The organism is Stutzerimonas nitrititolerans, assembly GCF_003696285.1.
Classification (GTDB): domain Bacteria; phylum Pseudomonadota; class Gammaproteobacteria; order Pseudomonadales; family Pseudomonadaceae; genus Stutzerimonas; species Stutzerimonas nitrititolerans.
This window is the reverse complement of record NZ_RFFL01000016.1, coordinates 36,340-53,692: the sequence shown is the minus strand read 5'-3', so window position 1 is coordinate 53,692 and position 17,353 is coordinate 36,340. Positions and strand designations below refer to the sequence as shown.

General features: G+C 64.3%; 17 protein-coding genes. 11 read left to right on the top strand and 6 right to left on the bottom strand.

Going from position 1 to position 17,353, the window contains the following annotated elements; all coding sequences use genetic code 11:
- Window positions 1–67 precede the first annotated feature (67 nt).
- Window positions 68–1,999, bottom strand: coding sequence for a methyl-accepting chemotaxis protein (locus EA795_RS18015; RefSeq protein WP_122078777.1), 1,932 nt, complete (start codon window positions 1,997–1,999; stop codon window positions 68–70).
- 367 nt (window positions 2,000–2,366) lie between these two features.
- On the opposite strand from EA795_RS18015, the gene EA795_RS18010 reads away from it, so the two are divergent.
- On the top strand, window positions 2,367–2,816 hold the full coding sequence (locus tag EA795_RS18010; RefSeq protein WP_043942648.1) for a DMT family transporter: 450 nt from the start codon (window positions 2,367–2,369) through the stop codon (window positions 2,814–2,816).
- A gap of 14 nt (window positions 2,817–2,830) precedes the next feature.
- Here the strand turns inward: EA795_RS18010 and EA795_RS18005 are convergent, their stop codons facing one another.
- The gene (locus EA795_RS18005) at window positions 2,831–3,649 is read right to left on the bottom strand and encodes a substrate-binding periplasmic protein (protein ID WP_122078776.1); all 819 of its coding nucleotides are present in this window, start codon (window positions 3,647–3,649) and stop codon (window positions 2,831–2,833) included.
- 285 nt (window positions 3,650–3,934) lie between these two features.
- Between EA795_RS18005 and EA795_RS18000 the strand changes: the two genes are divergently transcribed.
- Window positions 3,935–4,549: a TetR/AcrR family transcriptional regulator gene (locus tag EA795_RS18000; RefSeq protein WP_014853734.1), complete on the top strand. Its 615-nt coding sequence runs from the start codon at window positions 3,935–3,937 to the stop codon at window positions 4,547–4,549.
- Between the two features lie 248 nt (window positions 4,550–4,797).
- Here EA795_RS18000 and EA795_RS17995 read toward each other — a convergent pair whose 3' ends face one another.
- The 3 genes from EA795_RS17995 to EA795_RS17985 form a co-directional block, all read right to left on the bottom strand.
- Window positions 4,798–5,250 (bottom strand): PA2169 family four-helix-bundle protein, encoded by a 453-nt coding sequence (locus EA795_RS17995; protein WP_058078117.1) that lies wholly within the window; start codon window positions 5,248–5,250, stop codon window positions 4,798–4,800.
- Between the two features lie 85 nt (window positions 5,251–5,335).
- Window positions 5,336–6,139 carry an exodeoxyribonuclease III gene (locus EA795_RS17990; protein WP_122078774.1) on the bottom strand — a complete coding sequence of 268 codons (804 nt, stop codon included), beginning with the start codon at window positions 6,137–6,139 and terminating at the stop codon, window positions 5,336–5,338.
- A 104-nt stretch (window positions 6,140–6,243) separates the two neighbouring features.
- A complete protein-coding gene (locus EA795_RS17985; protein ID WP_058074176.1) occupies window positions 6,244–7,152 on the bottom strand; it encodes a LysR family transcriptional regulator in 909 nt (302 codons plus the stop codon).
- Window positions 7,153–7,268: 116 nt separating this feature from the next.
- Between EA795_RS17985 and gcl the strand changes: the two genes are divergently transcribed.
- From gcl to EA795_RS17950, 7 genes are all read left to right on the top strand, one after another.
- Window positions 7,269–9,050 carry a glyoxylate carboligase gene (gene gcl / locus EA795_RS17980; RefSeq protein WP_014853738.1) on the top strand — a complete coding sequence of 594 codons (1,782 nt, stop codon included), beginning with the start codon at window positions 7,269–7,271 and terminating at the stop codon, window positions 9,048–9,050.
- Window positions 9,051–9,126: 76 nt separating this feature from the next.
- On the top strand, window positions 9,127–9,327 hold the full coding sequence (locus EA795_RS17975; RefSeq protein ID WP_014853739.1) for a hypothetical protein: 201 nt from the start codon (window positions 9,127–9,129) through the stop codon (window positions 9,325–9,327).
- A 60-nt stretch (window positions 9,328–9,387) separates the two neighbouring features.
- Complete coding sequence (gene hyi, locus EA795_RS17970) at window positions 9,388–10,185, top strand: hydroxypyruvate isomerase (protein ID WP_122078772.1); 798 nt, start codon at window positions 9,388–9,390, stop codon at window positions 10,183–10,185.
- A 38-nt stretch (window positions 10,186–10,223) separates the two neighbouring features.
- The gene (locus EA795_RS17965) at window positions 10,224–11,114 is read left to right on the top strand and encodes a 2-hydroxy-3-oxopropionate reductase (RefSeq protein WP_122078770.1); all 891 of its coding nucleotides are present in this window, start codon (window positions 10,224–10,226) and stop codon (window positions 11,112–11,114) included.
- Between the two features lie 342 nt (window positions 11,115–11,456).
- Window positions 11,457–12,728 carry a glycerate kinase type-2 family protein gene (locus tag EA795_RS17960; protein ID WP_065984727.1) on the top strand — a complete coding sequence of 424 codons (1,272 nt, stop codon included), beginning with the start codon at window positions 11,457–11,459 and terminating at the stop codon, window positions 12,726–12,728.
- A gap of 49 nt (window positions 12,729–12,777) precedes the next feature.
- On the top strand, window positions 12,778–14,193 hold the full coding sequence (gene pyk / locus EA795_RS17955; RefSeq protein WP_014853743.1) for a pyruvate kinase: 1,416 nt from the start codon (window positions 12,778–12,780) through the stop codon (window positions 14,191–14,193).
- A gap of 82 nt (window positions 14,194–14,275) precedes the next feature.
- Complete coding sequence (locus tag EA795_RS17950) at window positions 14,276–15,160, top strand: urea transporter (RefSeq protein ID WP_122078765.1); 885 nt, start codon at window positions 14,276–14,278, stop codon at window positions 15,158–15,160.
- Here the strand turns inward: EA795_RS17950 and EA795_RS17945 are convergent.
- Window positions 15,157–15,381 carry a DUF2188 domain-containing protein gene (locus EA795_RS17945; protein WP_014853745.1) on the bottom strand — a complete coding sequence of 75 codons (225 nt, stop codon included), beginning with the start codon at window positions 15,379–15,381 and terminating at the stop codon, window positions 15,157–15,159. The genes EA795_RS17950 and EA795_RS17945 overlap by 4 nt on opposite strands.
- 275 nt (window positions 15,382–15,656) lie before the next feature.
- Between EA795_RS17945 and hmpA the strand changes: the two genes are divergently transcribed.
- A complete protein-coding gene (gene hmpA / locus EA795_RS17940; RefSeq protein ID WP_122078763.1) occupies window positions 15,657–16,835 on the top strand; it encodes an NO-inducible flavohemoprotein in 1,179 nt (392 codons plus the stop codon).
- Window positions 16,836–16,894: 59 nt separating this feature from the next.
- Window positions 16,895–17,128 carry a hypothetical protein gene (locus EA795_RS17935; RefSeq protein WP_014853747.1) on the top strand — a complete coding sequence of 78 codons (234 nt, stop codon included), beginning with the start codon at window positions 16,895–16,897 and terminating at the stop codon, window positions 17,126–17,128.
- Window positions 17,129–17,353 lie beyond the last annotated feature (225 nt).

The window sequence follows — 17,353 nt, the reverse complement described above, 5'->3', positions numbered from 1 at the left end:
GCGCGCGGCCAAGGTCCCTCTCACTGAGGCCGCGCGGGTGCTCGGCCTCAGTGGGCATCAGAGGTTTCTACAACCGGAAACTGCCCATCTGCCGGCTCAGATCATCGGCCAGACGACTCAGCGCCTGGCAGCTTTCCAGACATTCCTGCACTTCGCTCGCCGTGGCCTGGGCCAGGTCGGCGATGCCCTGGACGTTGTGGGTGATCTCCTCGGTGACGCTGCTCTGCTCCTCGGTCGCCGCGGCGACCTGGGTGTTCATGTCGCTGATCGCCTCGATCTGCCCGGTAATGGTCGCCAGGGATTCCCCGGTACGCTGGCTGGCCTGCACGCCGGTGCCCGTCGCCGCCTGGCCGGCATGCATCGAGCTGACCGCGTTCTCGGCACCATTCTTGAGGCCCTGAATCATCTGCTGGATCTCGTCGGTCGAGGCCTGGGTCCGGCTGGCCAGGGTTCGCACCTCATCGGCGACCACCGCAAAGCCACGCCCCATTTCACCGGCCCGCGCCGCCTCGATGGCGGCGTTGAGCGCCAGCAGGTTGGTCTGTTCGGAAATGCTGCGGATCACCGCCAGCACCTTGTCGATGGAGGCGACCTGCTGCGCGAGATCGGTCACCGCATCCGCCGCCTGGCCGATGTCGCCGGACATCCGCTCGATATGGGCGATGGACTCGCCCACCACCGTGCGCGCCTGCATGGCCTCGCTGCGCGCACCTTGCGACGCCTGCGCCGCGTTGCTGGCGTTGCGCGCGATCTCCTGCACGGTCAGCCCCATTTCATGCACGGCCGTGGCGACCATATCGGTCATCTCGTGCTGGCGCCCGGCACGCCCGGCGGTATTGTCCACCACATGTGACACCTGCCCCACCGCCGTGCGCAGTTGCTCGCTGGTTTTCAGCACATCGCCGATCAGGCTGCGCAGGCTGCCGATGAAGCGGTTGAAGCCACGCGCCAGGTCGCCCAGCTCGTCGGCCCGGCTTTCGTCCAGCCGCCGCGTCAGATCGCCGCCGCCACCGCCAATCTCGACCAGGGCGCTGGTGACCTGGCGGATGGGTTTGACCAACCCGCGCGCCAGCAGCACCACCAGGAAGAGAAAGAACAACGCGATGCCCAAGCCGATCAGGCTGGTGGTCCACATGGTTCGCTCGGCTTCGCCGAAGATCTGGGCTTCCGGCACTTCGCTGACGAGAATCCAGCCGAGGCTCTCCAGTGGCTGCGCCAGCGCCAGGAAGGCTTCACCATCGCGCTCGAAACGTACCGTTTGCCTCTCGCCGCCCAGCAAGCGTCCGGCCGCCTCGCCGCCCATGAGCTGGGCGAGCTCGGCGCTGTCGTTGTATTCGCTCTTCGGGTGGACCTTGACGCTCCCGTCCGCACCGACGAGATAGACCTCGCCGCGTTCACCGAAGCGAAACCCGCTGACCAGCTCGGACATGTGCCGCAGGCTGTAGCCCAGCCCCACGACACCCAGCTTCCGACCGTCGACGCTGATGCGCTGATTGATGAACATCGTGAGCTGTCGCGTGGCCTTGTCGGTGTCGATTTCGACACGCCTGTCCAGATTGCCGTCGATCAGGCTGTAGAACCAGCCTTCGCTCGGATTACCGCGATCCAGCTTCCGCGTGAGCCCGGTTTCCGTGTAGTAATGACCGCTTTCGAGCACGGCGATGGACGTCGTCAACGCGTCCTGCTGCTTCTTTACCCCGTCGAGATAGCGACTCATCGCGGCCGCCTGCTGGTCGTTCTCGCCATCGAGCAGCCAATCCTGCACCAGGGTATTGCCGGCGATACCGGCGGCGGCCGTGATCGGCGCCGCCAGCGTGCGTTCGATGTCATTGCGGATGGCCGTGACATTGGCTGGCAGCGCTTCACCGATCAGGTAGCGCTCAGCCAGCCGATTGACTGCCGAGGAATACACCAGGATGACGATCAGTATGCTGGTCAACAGGGCCGCGCCCATGCTGACCATCAGCTGCCATTGGATACTGCGTTGCATGAAGCGCATGGCAAATTCCTCGTTCTTGTAAACCTTGCAGGCAAGATTGTGTACAACAAATAAACACCGACGTCTTACTGCTATCGGCACCGAACTCCCGTCCCTTGAGGCCATTCATCCAATCGATTTCCTCGCAAGGCCCTCGGCTGCCGAGCCATGCCTTGCTGCCGTTGGCGCACGCAGCGGCCAGCGGCTGGGCTGCGAAATAAGCTGTCGCCGCGCTCTGCCGTTGCCTCTGCCGTCTCTGGCCGGTATCTTGTATACAATCTGAATCACACAAATGGCGCCAAGGACATTCGTCCCGGTCCAGCTGCCTGTCGCCTCCTCACCCGGCCTGCGTTGCCCGCAGTCCTCACGCTCATCTACGGAGAAGTTCATGCCCACGGTTGCCTGGTGGTTGCTCGCATTACCCTTGATTGCCGGAGCAATGCTGCCGCTGCAAGCCGGGATGAACGGCGAAGTCGCGCGTCACCTGTCCAGCGTGATGAATGCCGCGCTGGTGTCCTTCGCGGTGGGCACCCTGGCCCTGTTCTGCATCGTGCTGGCCCAGCGCGACCTGCCGGGTCTGCAGAGCCTGCGCGGCATCACCTGGTGGCACTGGGGCAGCGGCCTGCTCGGGGTTTTCCTCATCGCCACCGCGGCGTTCGCAGCGCCACGGGTAGGCGCCTCGCTGTTCATGGCGTTGCTGCTGGCCGGTCAGTTGCTGATGGCACTGCTGCTCGATCACTTCGGCTGGGCCGGCTATCGTCAGGCGTCGATCAGCCTCGGCAAGGTCGGCGGCATCGTGCTGATCTTCGCTGGCGTCTGGCTGATTCGGCGCGGCTGAGCAGAGCTCGGCGATCAGCCACCTACCGCATTCCTGGCCTTCTGCCGCTCCAGGAAGTCCACCTTCCATTGCTCCATGCCGATATATTCCGAGTCGAGGTTGACCTCCACCTGGTGCCTGGCCTTGAGCGCGGCGACGTCTTCGCGACGTTCGTCGAGAAAGCGGTCGAAGCGCCGGATCAGCTCCGGATGCCGCACGCTGGAGAGATGGTAGGTACCCCGGGTGTGCGGCAGCTTCGGGTCGAAGACCAGCGCACCGGGTTTGGTACGGACGTTGTTCAGATAGTGCATCGCTACCACGATGTTGTAGTAGGCCCCATCGGTGTCCTTGAGCATCGCCTGGCGGATCATCCGCGGCAGGTCGCTGCTGCCGACGAGCAACACCTGATCGGTATCGATCCGTGCCTCGTAACCCTTGGGCGTCCAGCCATCGACCACCGCCAGCCGTTTCAGCTGTTCGACACCCAGACCCACGCGCCGCGGCGCGACCATGACGCCGTCGACATAGGCCACCGCCGCCTGGCTGTAATGCAAGCCATGGCCGCTCTTGTCGGAGATGGACCAGGAGGGGTTGTCCGGGTACTTGAAGTCGACACTCCCGTCGAGCAGCGCCGGCAGCAGCTCGTCGACCGGCAATGGCCGATAGATCAGCCGCACGCCGCTTTCTTCGGCGAAGGCATCGAGCAGTTCACGCGCGAAGCCCTGATACTGGCCCTGGGCGTCCAGGCTGTAGTGCGGCATGAATCGAGCGTCTTCGACGCCGACCACATAGGTCGACTCGGCGACCGCATGGGCAGCGAAGATGAGCGCTGCAGCGGCGAGCATGTGCTTCATGGTGACTCCTTGTTGACGCATTGTTCTTGTTGTGGGGCCCCGCACGGCGAGACAAAGCACGATTGCCTCCGCCATGGCCTGATCGGCTGCAGTCGCCGGTAACCGGGCGCGCCGACAGACAAGGCCGCGAAAACAGTATCAGAACGCCACATAAATTGTATACAAACAAGCACACAATCTATTGATCGAGCAGCTTTCATAGCTTGGCTTGAGAGAAGTCGGAGGCCGGTGCTAGCATTCTGCGCCAGGCCAGCCGGCCTCCTCGTAGCGAATCGAATAGGCCCAATGTCCAGCATCCGTGAGCGCAACAAAGAGCTGATCCTGCGCGCCGCCAGCGAAGAGTTCGCCGAAAAGGGCTTCGCCGCCTGCAAGACCAGCGATATCGCCGACCGCGCCGGCCTGCCCAAGCCCAACGTCTATTACTATTTCAAGAGCAAGGAAAACCTCTATCGCGAAGTGCTGGAGAGCATCGTCGAGCCGCTGCTCGAAGCCTCGGCGCCCTTCAACCAGCCTGGCCACCCGGGCGAGGTGCTGCGCGCCTACATCCGCACCAAGATCCGCATCTCGCGCGAGCACGCCTGTGCCTCGAAGGTCTTCGCCAACGAGATCATGCACGGCGCACCGCACCTGTCCGCCGAGCGCACCGCTCAGCTCAATGCCCAGGCCGCCCATAACATCGCCTGCATCCAGAGCTGGATCGACCAGGGACTGATGGCCAGGGTCGACCCCAACCACCTGCTGTTCAGCATCTGGGCCGCGACCCAGACCTACGCCGATTTCGACTGGCAGATATCGGCCGTGACGGGAAAAGCCACGCTGGACGACAGCGACTACGAGGCTGCCGCCGAGACCATCATCCGCATGGTGATCAAGGGCTGCGAAGTGCAGGAACCGGCGTAGGGGGATCACGCGTTACCGATCCACGAGCTTACCAACTACCAGAAAACACGCTAACGGACGCCGTTACGGTGGATGTAAAAAGCGGCATCCACCCTACATGACTCACCATCCCGCACCGTAGGGACGAACTTGTTCGGCCCTACAAGTCACGAGCGGCAAGCCAAGGTGCGGTGGTTATGAAAAGCGATATCCAATAAAGAAAAACGCCAGCATCACGCTGGCGTTTTCATTCAGCCTGCAAAAGCCGATCAGCCGCGGGCCCGCGCCGCGTCGCGCAGAGCCTTGACCTGGTCATGGTTGCGCTGCACGCCCTGGAACTGGCGCTGGACCACCACGCGGATATCCGCCGGCAGGTCCTTGTCGAGCGCCTTGCGGTAGCTCTTGAGCGCCACGTCCTCACCCCGCTCGCATTCGTTGAGGATGGCCTCGTCATCCTTGCCGGTGACCATGGATTTCAGGTCGACCCAGCGCCGATGCAGGTCGCCGGCCACGCTCGAACTGGTTTCCGGATCACCACCGAGGGAGCGAACCAGCTGCTGCAATTCGGCCGCTGCGCTGGCGCAGTCCTGGGAGCGCTGCATCATGGTGGTCTTGAGGTCGGCACGCTTGAGGTCTTCGGCGCATTCGCGGAAGCCCTTCTCGCCGTCTTTGCTGGTTTCGATCAGGTCGTTGAGTACCGAAATCGTTTCTTTCGTGTCCATTTCCGATCTCCTGCGCAATCGTTCTAATGGCCGCGCCTCTGCGCGGGCCTCCCGTTCAAGTCGACTGCGGGGCCGGAAAGAAGGTTCAGCCGCCCCGCTGGATGGAGCCCATATCCAGTTCGATCCAGGTCGGCGCATGGTCGCTGGCATGTTCCTGATCGCGAACCCAGCGATCCACGCCCGCCTCTTTCAAGCGGGGCGCCAGGCCCTTGCTGAGAAGCAGGTGATCGATGCGCAGGCCGGAATTCTTCTGCCAGTGCTGACGGAAATAGTCCCAGAAGGTGTAGATGCGCTCGTCCGGGTATCTGGCGCGCAGGGCATCGGTCCAGCCCTGGGCAAGCAGGCGCTGGTAGCACTCGCGGCTTTCCGGCTGCAAAAGCGCATCCCTGGTCCAGGAACGCGGGTTGTAGATGTCCTCGTCGGTGGGCACCACATTGTAGTCGCCGGCCAGCACCACCGGATGGCCGCTGGCGAGCAGCCCTTCGGCATGTTCGATCAGTCGCTCGAACCAGGCCAGCTTGTAGTCGAATTTCGGCCCCGGCTGCGGGTTGCCGTTGGGCAGGTAGAGGCTGGCGACGATGACGCCATGGGCCGCCGCTTCCAGGTAACGGCTGTGGCTGTCGTCGGGATCGCCCGGCAGGCCGCGACGGATCTCCAGCGGATCGTCGCCCCGCGACAGGATCGCCACGCCATTCCAGGATTTCTGCCCATGCCAGATCGCGCCGTAGCCGGCGGCACGGATGTCGTCGATGGGAAAGTCCGCGTCCTGCGCCTTCAATTCCTGCAGGCAGACCACATCAGGTTGCTCACGCTGCAGCCATTCGAGCAGATTGGTCCGCCGCGCGCGGATACCGTTGATGTTGAAGGTGGCGATTTTCAGACGATCCACGATGCACCTCATGGCCGAAGGCTGCGTTTTTTCGGTAGCCACCGCGCGTGGATGTGCTACGCGACATCCACCCTACGACCAGCAACCACGCGACGTGGTTCGGCTCAGCGGGTTTCCCAGTAACCGGGCGCGTTGTAGATCGCCTTCAGGTAGTCGATGAAGAAGCGCACCTTGGCCGGCAGGTAGCGTTGCTGCGGGTAGACCGCCTGAATGTCGTAGGCCGGCAGTGCGTACTCGTCGAGCACGGTCACCAGTTCGCCGCGCTTGAGTTCGGCCTGGATTTCCCAGGTCGAGCGCCAGCCGATGCCCAGGCCCTGCTTGACCCAGTCGAACAGCAGCTCGCCGTCGTTGCAGTCGAGGTTGCCGTCCACCCGCACCGCCACCTGCTTGCCGTCGCGCAGGAAGGTCCAGCCGCGCTGTTGCCCGCCCTGCAGGTTGAAGGCCAGGCAGTTGTGCCGCGCCAGGTCCTCCAGCTCGCGCGGTACGCCCTGGCGCTCGAAGTAGTCCGGCGCACCGCAGACCACCCGGCGATTGGGAAACAGCTTGACCGCCACATAGTTGGGGTCGGTGACCTCGCCGATGCGGATGCCCATGTCGTAACCGTGGCGTACCAGGTCGACCACGCTGTCGGTGAAGTTGAACGACAGCTGCAGATCGGGGAAGCGCGCCTGGAAGGCCGGCGCATGCGGGCCGATATGCCGGCGACCGAATGCCGCCGGCGCCGAGATCACCAGATGGCCGCGCACCGAGGTGCGGTCCTTGGCGATGCTGGCGTCGGCCTCGTCGAAATCCTTGAGCAACCCGCGCGCCCGCTCCAGGTACTGCTCGCCCAGGTCGGTCAGCGCCAGGCCACGGGTGGAGCGGTGCATCAGCTTGACGCCCAGGTGGCGCTCCAGCGCATCGAGACGGCGGCCCATCACCACCGGCGTCACGCCTTCCTTCAATGCAGCGGCGGCGAAGCTGCCGGCTTCGGCGACCAGCACGAAGCTGTGTACGGCTGTGTAACGATCCATTCGATACTCCTGATATCGACAGAACTGAAGTCTCGACCAATTCCGCCTTCAGTTCCAGCGCTGCATGCTTGGGCCACGTATAAAAACTATCGAGTAAAACGTAGGAGGAATGATCCATGGCCCGAATGAGAGCAATCGATGCCGCCGTCGCGGTATTGCGCAAGGAAGGCATCGATACCGCCTTCGGCATCCCCGGTGCCGCGATCAACCCGTTGTATTCCGCCCTGCGCGCTGACGGCAGCATTCGCCACATCCTGGCACGCCACGTCGAAGGCGCCTCGCACATGGCCGAGGGCTACACCCGCACCAAGGCCGGCAACATCGGCGTGTGCATCGGCACCTCCGGCCCGGCCGGCACCGACATGATCACCGGCCTCTACTCCGCCTGGGCCGACTCCATCCCGATTCTCTGCATCACCGGCCAGGCGCCGCGCGCCCGTCTGTACAAGGAAGACTTCCAGGCCGTGGACATCGAATCCATCGCCAAGCCGGTCACCAAGTGGGCCGTCACCGTGCGCGAGCCGGCACTGGTGCCGCGCGTGTTCCAGCAGGCCTTCCACGTGATGCGCTCGGGCCGTCCCGGTCCTGTGCTGATCGACCTGCCGTTCGACGTGCAGATGGCCGAAATCGAATTCGACGTCGACACCTACGAGCCGCTCTCGGTCTACAAGCCGGCAGCCAGCCGCAAGCAGATCGAGAAAGCCATCGACATGCTCTGCGCCGCCGAGCGTCCGCTGATCGTCGCCGGTGGCGGCATCTACAACGCCGGCGCCGAAGAGTTGCTGGTGGAGTTCGCCGAAACCGTCGGCGTGCCGGTAATCCCGACCCTGATGGGCTGGGGTTCTATCCCCGACGACCATCCGCTGATGGCCGGCATGTGCGGTCTGCAGACCAGCCATCGCTACGGTAACGCCAACATGCTGGCCTCGGACTTCGTGCTCGGTATCGGCAACCGCTGGGCCAACCGCCACACCGGTTCGGTCGAGGTTTACACCAAGGACCGCAAGTTCGTACACGTGGATATCGAACCAACCCAGATCGGTCGGGTGTTCTCGCCGGACTACGGCATCACTTCCGATGCGGGCGCCGCGCTGAAGCTGTTCGTCGAAGTCGCCAAGGAGCGCAAGGCTGCCGGCAAGCTGCCGGACCGCACGCCCTGGGCCGCCGACTGCCAGGAGCGCAAGCGCACGATGCTGCGCAAGACCCACTTCGACAGCGTGCCGATGAAGCCGCAGCGCGTATACCAGTGCATGAACAACGCGTTCGGCAAGGACGCCTGCTACGTCAGCACCATCGGCCTGTCGCAGATCGCCGCCGCGCAGTTCCTGCACGTCTACAAGCCGCGCCACTGGATCAACTGCGGCCAGGCCGGCCCGCTCGGCTGGACCATTCCGGCGGCGCTCGGCGTGGTTGCGGCGGACCCGTCGCGCAAGGTCGTGGCGCTCTCGGGCGACTATGACTTCCAGTTCATGATCGAGGAGCTGGCGGTGGGTGCGCAGTTCAAGCTGCCCTACATCCACATCCTGGTGAACAACGCCTACCTGGGCCTGATTCGCCAGGCGCAGCGCGGCTTCGAGATGGATTACTGCGTGCAGCTGGGCTTCGAGAACATCAATGCCGACCAGAGCGGCATGGAAGGCTACGGCGTCGACCACGTCGCGGTGGTCGAGGGCCTGGGCTGCAAGGCGATCCGCGTGTTCAAGCAGGAAGATCTGCGCCCGGCCATCGAACAGGCCCAGGCCTGGATGGCCGAGCACCAGGTACCGGTGGTGATCGAAGTGATCCTGGAGCGCGTGACCAACATCGCCATGGGCACCGAGATCGACGCCATCAACGAGTTCGAGGAACTGGCCAGCGGCCGCGAGGACGCGCCGACCGCGGTCGGATTGCTGGATTGAGGCAGCCGTAACCGCGTGGAAAACGCTTCGTGGTCTTCCACGGGGCGGCCACCCGTCCTACGCAAGCAACCGTAGGGTGGATATCGCGAAGCATATCCACCAGATGCAACACCGCAGCACCCCCCGTAGGGTGGATGTCGCGCAGCACATCCACCACAACACCGCCGGGCGGGATTGGAAGCGTTACGAGCGCAGGCTAGGCAAGGCGGAAGCGAACGAAGAAGCGGAGTTTACTTATGTAAATGAGCATTTTGAGTTCGATTCCAACGCAGCCTAGCCAAGCGCAGTAGCTTCAAACCCGTCCGAACTGATCCCTACAGATCACAAGGAGATACCCATGCCACGTTTTGCCGCCAACCTGTCCATGCTCTTCACCGAGGTGGACTTCATGGACCGTTTCGCCGCCGCCGCCAAGGCCGGCTTCAGCGGTGTCGAGTACCTGTTCCCCTACGACTTCCCGGCCGAGGAGATCAAGGCTCAGCTGGACGCCAACGGCCTGACCCAGGTGCTGTTCAACCTGCCGGCCGGTGACTGGGCGGGCGGTGACCGTGGTATCGCCTGCGATCCGGAGCGGGTCGAGGAATTCCGCGCCGGCGTCGACAAGGCCATCGCCTACGCCAAGGTACTGGGCAATACCCAGGTCAACTGCCTGGCCGGCATCGCGCCCAAGGGTGCAGACCTCGGCAAGCTGGAGGCGACCCTTATCGAGAACCTGCGCTACGCGGCGAAGAAGCTCGAAGAAGCAGGCATCCGCCTGGTCATGGAAATGATCAACACCCGCGACATCCCGCGCTTCTTCCTCAACAACACCTCCCAGGCGCTGGAGATTCGCGACAAGGTCGGCAGCAGCAACCTGTTCCTGCAGTACGACATCTACCACATGCAGATCATGGAGGGCGATCTGGCCCGCACCATGGAAAGCAACCTGGCGGTGATCAACCACGTGCAGTTGGCCGACAACCCCGGCCGCAACGAGCCGGGCACCGGCGAGATCAACTACCGCTTCCTGTTCGAGCATCTGGACCGCATCGGCTACCAGGGCTGGATCGGCTGCGAATACAAGCCGGCCACCACAACCGAAGCCGGTCTCGGCTGGCTGGCTCCTTACCAGAACAGCGTGCATAACGCGATCTGAACTGACGCGACCCCAGACTGAATTGAAGGAGAAAACTCATGGCTAAAATCGGATTTATCGGCACCGGCATCATGGGCCTGCCCATGGCTCAGAACCTGCAGAAAGCCGGTCACAACATCTTCCTCTCCGAACATCACGAGAAGGCCCCGGCCGCGCTGATCGAAGGCGGCGCCGTCGCCCTGGCCAACCCGAAGGAAGTCGCTCAGGAAGCCGAGTTCATCATCATCATGGTGCCGGATACGCCCCAGGTCGAAGACGTCCTGTTCCGCGAGAACGGCGTTGCCGAAGGTGTCGGCCAGAACAAGATCGTGATCGACATGAGCTCGATCTCCCCCACCGCCACCAAGCAGTTCGCCGAGAAGATCAACGCCACCGGCGCGCAGTACCTCGACGCCCCGGTCTCCGGCGGTGAAGTCGGCGCCAAGGCCGGCAGCCTGTCGATCATGGTCGGCGGCAGCGAGGAAAGCTTCGCCCGCGCCCTGCCGCTGTTCGAGGCCATGGGCAAGAACATCACCCGCGTTGGCGGCAACGGCGACGGCCAGACTGCCAAGGTGGCCAACCAGATCATCGTCGCGCTGAACATCCAGGCGGTGGCCGAAGCCCTGCTGTTCGCCGCCAAGAACGGCGCCGACCCGGCCAAGGTACGCGAGGCGCTGATGGGCGGCTTCGCCGGCTCGAAGATCCTCGAAGTGCACGGCGAGCGCATGATCAAGGGCACCTTCGATCCGGGCTTCCGCATCAGCCTGCACCAGAAGGACCTCAACCTGGCCCTGGCCGGTGCGCGCGAACTGGGCCTGAACCTGCCCAACACCGCCAACGCGCAACAGGTGTTCAGCACCTGTGCGTCGATCGGCGGCAGCGGCTGGGATCACTCGGCGCTGATCAAGGGCCTGGAGCACATGTCCAACTTCTCGATCCGCAACAAGTAAAAAGCTTCGAGCCAGTTGAGCCGAGCCTGCGGTAGCCACCTTCACGGGACAGACAGACAGAACGGGTGGTGGCTCACCGCAAACCCTGGCGCAGCGACGCTCAAGGGTTGACCGTCGAATACGCAGGGCTGGAATCATCGCGTCCCCACGACCTGGGCCTTGCCTGTCCGACGATTCAACCGCCGCCTCCTGGCGGCACCCCTTTCGACCTGCCCGGCAGAAGGAGTCACGGCCCGAATGCCGGGTGGGTCGATTCCAAACCTTAGCGCTTGTCCTTTTTCACTTGCATGGCCGAGCGCTAAGGTCTGGAATCGGCCCCAGACCTCATACAAGGAGCTTCACATGACCCTCGATCCGCAAGCCCTGCTGCGCGAGCTGTTCGCCGCCGCCATCGACGCGGCCCACCCACGCCAGGTACTGGCCGATCACCTACCTGCCGATCGCAGCGGCCGAGCCATCGTCATCGGGGCCGGCAAGGCCGCCGCGGCCATGGCCGAAGCCATCGAAGCGGCCTGGGAAGGGGAAATTTCCGGTCTGGTGGTGACCCGTTACGGTCATGGCGCCGACTGCCGCAAGATCGAGGTGGTGGAAGCCGCGCATCCGGTGCCAGACGATGCCGGCGAGCGCGTCGCCCGCCGCGTGCTGGAAATGGTCAGCAACCTTCAGGAAAGCGACCGGGTGATCTTCCTGCTGTCCGGCGGCGGTTCCTCCTTGCTGGCGTTGCCGGCCGAAGGCATCAGCCTCGCCGACAAGCAGGCGATCAACAAGGCGCTGCTGCGTTCCGGCGCCCACATCGGCGAGATGAATTGCGTGCGCAAGCACCTGTCGGCGATCAAGGGCGGCCGCCTGGCCAAGGCCTGCTGGCCGGCCAGCGTCTACACCTACGCGATTTCCGACGTGCCCGGCGACGAGGCCACGGTGATCGCCTCCGGGCCGACGGTAGCGGATCCGACCACCAGCGCCGAAGCCCTGGAAATCCTCACCCGCTACAACATCGAGATCCCGGCCAATGTGCGCCAGTGGCTGGAAGATCCGCGCTCGGAAACCGTGAAGGCGGACGATCCCTGCCTGTCGCGCAGCCATTTCCAGCTGATCGCCAGGCCGCAGCAATCGCTGGAAGCCGCCGCCGAGAAAGCGCGGGCTGCCGGCATCGCCCCGCTGATCCTCGGCGACCTGGAGGGCGAATCGCGGGAAGTGGCCAAGGTCCATGCCGGTATCGCCCGCCAGGTGGTGCTGCATGGCCAGCCGATCGCCGCGCCCTGCGTGATCCTCTCCGGCGGTGAAACCACGGTGACGGTGCGCGGCAATGGCCGGGGCGGACGCAACGCCGAGTTTCTCCTGAGCCTGACGGAAAACCTGCAGGGCCTGCCCGGCGTCTACGCGCTGGCCGGCGACACCGATGGCATCGACGGCTCGGAAGACAATGCCGGCGCCCTGATGACGCCGGACAGCTACGCCCGCGCCGAGGCGCTGGGGCTCAGCGCCGCCGACGAGCTGGCCGACAACAACGGCTACGGCTATTTCCAGGCGCTCGACGCCCTGCTGATGACCGGCCCGACCCGCACCAACGTCAACGACTTCCGCGCGATCCTGGTGCTGCCGCCTTCCGCCTGAGGGGCGGCACCGACACGACATATAACGATAACTGCCAGGGGAACCTGCCATGACACCCGACAAGAAGGTCAAGATCCTCGCCACCCTGGGCCCCGCCACGCGCAGCATCGACGATGTGCGCGCGCTGGTCGAAAACGGGGTCAACCTGTTCCGCCTCAACTTCAGCCACGGCGAGCACGCCGACCATGCCGAACGCTTCGGCTGGATCCGCGAGGTCGAGCGCGAGCTGAACCAGCCCATCGGCATCCTCATGGACCTGCAAGGGCCGAAGCTGCGTGTCGGACGTTTCGCCGAAGGCAAGGTGCAGCTGGTGCGCGGGCAGACCCTGCGCCTGGACCTCGACCCGACACCGGGCGACAGCACACGGGTCAACCTGCCGCATCCGGAGATCATCGAAGCGCTGCAGCCGGGCATGAGCCTGCTGGTGGATGACGGTCGCCTGCGCCTGACGGTGATCGCCAAGCACGCCGACGCCATCGAAACGCGGGTGGTGGCCGGTGGCGAGCTGTCCGATCGCAAGGGCGTCAACGTTCCCGAAGCGGTGCTGGAACTGAGCCCATTGACCGAGAAGGACCGGCGCGATCTCAGCTTCGGCCTGGAACTGGGCGTCGACTGGGTGGCGCTGTCATTCGTGCAGCGTCCGCAGGATATCCACGAGGCGCGCGAACTGATCGGCGACCGCGCCTTCCTGATGGCCAAGATCGAGAAGCCTTCGGCGGTGCAGCACCTGCGGGAAATCGCCCGGCTGTGCGACGCGATCATGGTCGCCCGTGGCGACCTGGGCGTCGAGGTACCGGCCGAGAGCGTGCCGCGCATCCAGAAGAACATCGTCCGCATCTGCCGCCAGCTGGGCCGTCCGGTGGTGGTGGCCACGCAGATGCTCGAGTCCATGCGCTTCTCCCCCGCGCCGACCCGTGCCGAGGTCACCGACGTAGCCAACGCCGTGGCCGAAGGCGCCGATGCGGTGATGCTTTCCGCGGAAACCGCCTCGGGCGACTATCCGCAGGAAGCCGTGAGCATGATGAGCAAGATCATCCGCCAGGTGGAAAGCGGCCCGGACTTCCAGGCCCAGCTCGACGTCAACCGGCCGAGCGCCGAGGCCACGCTGTCCGATGCGATCAGCTGCGCGATTCGCCGGATCAGCGGCATCCTGCCGGTCGCCGTTCTGGTCAACTACACCGAATCCGGGCGCTCCAGCCTGCGCGCTTCGCGCGAGCGTCCGAGCGCGCCGATTCTCAGCCTGACGCCGAGCATCGCCACGGCACGCAAGCTGACGGTGGCCTGGGGTGTCTACTCGATTCTCGATGCGCCCATGCGCGACATGGAGCAGGTCTGCACCAATGCGCTGGAACTGGCTCGCGCGCAGGGCATGGCCGGCACCGGCGATACGGTGATAGTGACCGCCGGCGTGCCGCTGGGCCAGCCGGGCAGCACCAATTCGTTGCGGATCGAAACGCTCAACTGAGGACCATAACGGACGCCAGCCTCTCGACGGCGAGCTTCGGCTCGCCGTTCCTCGTTTACCCGAGCGATCCTCTCCCCCGCAAATGCTCACTCTCAGCCCATCGCGTTGCACTACTGCCGTCCTGAACGGCTTCAGCCAGATATTCCTGCAGGCACATCCCGGCTGCGGACTGCTGATCCTGCTGGCGATCGCCCTGCATGCCCCAGGCCTGATGATCGGGGCGACGGTCGGCGCGCTGGTGGGCACCTTCAGCGCCGTCGCACTGGGTTACCGCAAGTCCGATATCGCGATCGGCCTCTACGGCTACAACGCGGCGCTGCTGGGCTTGCTGTTCGTTCTGCTGCTGGGGTTGTCGGCGCTCACGCTGGGGCTGATCGCGCTCGGTTCGGTGGTGACCAATCTGCTGCAGGTGCGCCTGATGGCCGCCATGCGCGAACGCAACTGGCTGCCCGGCTTCACCCTGCCCTTCGTGCTTTTCGGCTGGCTTGCGCTGGCATTGGCCGGGGCGCTCGATCTGGTCACCCCGGCGCGACTCGATGCGCCGCTGATACTGGACGGTCAAGGACTGCTCTTCGCGGTCGCCTCCGGCATCGGCCAGGTCATCTTCCTCGGCCAGCCGTTGGCCGGGTTGCTGGTGATGGTGGCCGTATGGCTGGCCGATCGCAGGGCCGCGGCCTGGATGCTCTGCGGCTCGGTCAGCGGCCTGGCTCTGTTGCTGGCGGCTGGCGGTTCGGAACAGCAGGCCTTGGCCGGGCTGGCCGGCTACAACCCGGCGCTCGCCGCGCTGGCGGTCAGCCAGGTCCATCGTTCGTGGGTGGCGCCCCTGCTGGCAATCATCGCGGCGGTGCTGCTCAGGGCAGGATTCGACCGGCTGGGCCTGCCGCCGCTGACCATGCCATTCATCATGGCTTGCTGGCTGGTCGCACTGGGAAGGCGCTGGAAAGCCAGGCGAAGGGAGCCCGTTTAGCCCTTGGTCGCCCGCGGATCCTGATCGCGCGGATAGCTGCGCTCCTCTTCGACTTCACCGTTCTCGGCATGGATTTTCACCGAAGCCGTGCGCAGCTTCATGTAGTCGCGCGTCTCGTTGAGGATGTCTTCCTTGGTCAGGGTCTCGATCAGGGCGCGCTTGTCGCCTTCCTCGCGCAATACCCAACGATCGTCTTCGTGAGTGATGTGGTAGTTCTCCATGCTGCCCTCCGTGGGCGAAATCAAAGGTATTGCTTTGGAGTGGCGGGCGGCGCGGTGGTTCGCGGCTTCTCGATGCGCCACGGTAACTATCACCCCGAAAGGGTCATTTAAACCCTTAAAGTTAGGGTCCTAACTACCTGGCTTCTCCTGCATGGCCTTGATTTCGGTCAATTCCAAGCTGGAACGATTGTTGAAAGGCACAAGACAGCCTGTCCGTAGGTACGCCTCGGCGAACCCCCGTCAGAGAGACAGCTCTATAACGAACGGAGAAATCCATGCTTTGCGCTGAAAAACGTGCCCTGATCAAAGCCACCGTCCCCCTGCTGGAAAGCGGTGGCGAAGCCCTGACCGCTCATTTCTACCGCCTGATGCTGAGCGAACACCCCGAAGTCCGCCCGCTGTTCAACCAGGCCCACCAGGCCAGCGGCGACCAATCGCGCGCGCTGGCCAACGGCGTACTGATGTATGCCAAACATATCGACCGGCTGGAGCAGCTGGGCGGGCTGGTGTCGCAGATCGTCAACAAGCACGTGGCCCTGCAGGTCCTGCCGGAGCATTACCCCATCGTCGGTTCCTGCCTGCTGCGCGCCATCCGCGAAGTGCTCGGCAGCGAAGTCGCTACCGACGAGGTGATCGCCGCCTGGGCCGCCGCCTATCAGCAACTGGCCGACATCCTCATCGGCACCGAAGAGCAGATCTACAGCGCGACCGAGGAGGCACCTGGCGGCTGGCGTGGCGCGCGACGTTTCCGCATCGCCCGAAAGGTGAGCGAGAGCGCCGAGATCACTTCCTTCTACCTGCAACCCGAAGACGGCGGCGCGGTGCTGGCCCACAAGCCCGGCCAGTACATCGGCCTGCGCCTGGTCATCGATGGCCAGGAGGTGCGCCGCAACTATTCGCTGTCCGCCGCCAGCAACGGCAGCGAGTACCGCATCAGCGTCAAGCGCGAGAATGGCGGCCTGGTTTCCAATGCGCTGCATGCAATGAGCGAAGGCGAAACCCTGGAGCTGTTCGCGCCCGCCGGGGACTTCACCCTGGAGCCGAGCGACAAGCCGCTGGTGCTGATCAGCGGTGGCGTCGGCATCACTCCGACCCTGGCGATGCTCGAAGAAGCCCTGCGGACCTCGCGCCCGGTGCACTTCATCCACTGCGCGCGCAATGCCGGCGTGCACGCCTTCCGCAACGCCGTGGACGCGCTGGCCGAGCGGCACGGGCAGCTCAAGCGTTTCTACTGCTACGAAGAACATCAGGGCGACGACGCAGAGCCCGACGGCATCGGCCTGCTCACCGAGGAACGCCTGGCCAGCTGGCTGCCCCGCGAGCGCGACGTCGACGCCTATTTCCTCGGACCCAAGCCGTTCATGGCCGCCATCCGGCGCCAGCTCAAGGCGCTGGGTGTACCGGAACAGCAGACGCGCTACGAATTCTTCGGGCCCGCCGCCGCACTGGAGTAACGATCTCGCGCCCGTACGAAGAAGTGCGGGCGCATCCGAGCCGCACACGAGGAGGCCTCATGATTGATCAATCGTTCGATCCAAACCGCCTGCTGAACCTGGGCAACCTGTTGATGATTGGTGGTGTTTTGCTGCTCCTGATCGGGGTATGCGGTGCCTACCTGTTCGATCAGCGACTGCCCCTCGGCTCCATCGTGGCCTCCCATGCACTGGTCATCCTCGGCCCCACGGCGCTGAAAATCGGCTATGTGGTTCGCTTGCTGGCGCAAAGGCAGGTCGCCCTCGCAGCCTGACCAAGCGGGCGATAGTTGTTTCTCGGCAATTGAATTACCGGGAAACATGCAACTACCGTTTCGCTTGGCCTGCATTTCGCCATTGTCTTACTTCAGGTGTGGAAAACCATTCGTCTGCCGTTCAGGTTCAGGGTGAAACTCCTCGCTGGATATACCCATCTCACATCATGAAGGCTGATCGAGTATTACGGCCTGTAGCAAGTCTCTATCCAACGTAGGAGAAAA

Excerpts from the sequence above, each read along its gene's own strand:
- hyi (WP_122078772.1), top strand. The coding sequence starts at position 9,388 with ATGCCACGTTTTGCCGCCAACCTGTCCATGCTCTTCACCGAGGTGGAC.
- EA795_RS18010 (WP_043942648.1), top strand. The coding sequence starts at position 2,367 with ATGCCCACGGTTGCCTGGTGGTTGCTCGCATTACCCTTGATTGCCGGA.
- EA795_RS17995 (WP_058078117.1), bottom strand. The coding sequence starts at position 5,250 with ATGGACACGAAAGAAACGATTTCGGTACTCAACGACCTGATCGAAACC.
- EA795_RS17965 (WP_122078770.1), top strand. The coding sequence starts at position 10,224 with ATGGCTAAAATCGGATTTATCGGCACCGGCATCATGGGCCTGCCCATG.
- hmpA (WP_122078763.1), top strand. The coding sequence starts at position 15,657 with ATGCTTTGCGCTGAAAAACGTGCCCTGATCAAAGCCACCGTCCCCCTG.
- EA795_RS18000 (WP_014853734.1), top strand. The coding sequence starts at position 3,935 with ATGTCCAGCATCCGTGAGCGCAACAAAGAGCTGATCCTGCGCGCCGCC.
- EA795_RS18005 (WP_122078776.1), bottom strand. The coding sequence starts at position 3,649 with ATGAAGCACATGCTCGCCGCTGCAGCGCTCATCTTCGCTGCCCATGCG.
- EA795_RS17960 (WP_065984727.1), top strand. The coding sequence starts at position 11,457 with ATGACCCTCGATCCGCAAGCCCTGCTGCGCGAGCTGTTCGCCGCCGCC.
- EA795_RS17935 (WP_014853747.1), top strand. The coding sequence starts at position 16,895 with ATGATTGATCAATCGTTCGATCCAAACCGCCTGCTGAACCTGGGCAAC.
- gcl (WP_014853738.1), top strand. The coding sequence starts at position 7,269 with ATGGCCCGAATGAGAGCAATCGATGCCGCCGTCGCGGTATTGCGCAAG.
- pyk (WP_014853743.1), top strand. The coding sequence starts at position 12,778 with ATGACACCCGACAAGAAGGTCAAGATCCTCGCCACCCTGGGCCCCGCC.
- EA795_RS18015 (WP_122078777.1), bottom strand. The coding sequence starts at position 1,999 with ATGCGCTTCATGCAACGCAGTATCCAATGGCAGCTGATGGTCAGCATG.
- EA795_RS17950 (WP_122078765.1), top strand. The coding sequence starts at position 14,276 with ATGCTCACTCTCAGCCCATCGCGTTGCACTACTGCCGTCCTGAACGGC.
- EA795_RS17985 (WP_058074176.1), bottom strand. The coding sequence starts at position 7,152 with ATGGATCGTTACACAGCCGTACACAGCTTCGTGCTGGTCGCCGAAGCC.
- EA795_RS17945 (WP_014853745.1), bottom strand. The coding sequence starts at position 15,381 with ATGGAGAACTACCACATCACTCACGAAGACGATCGTTGGGTATTGCGC.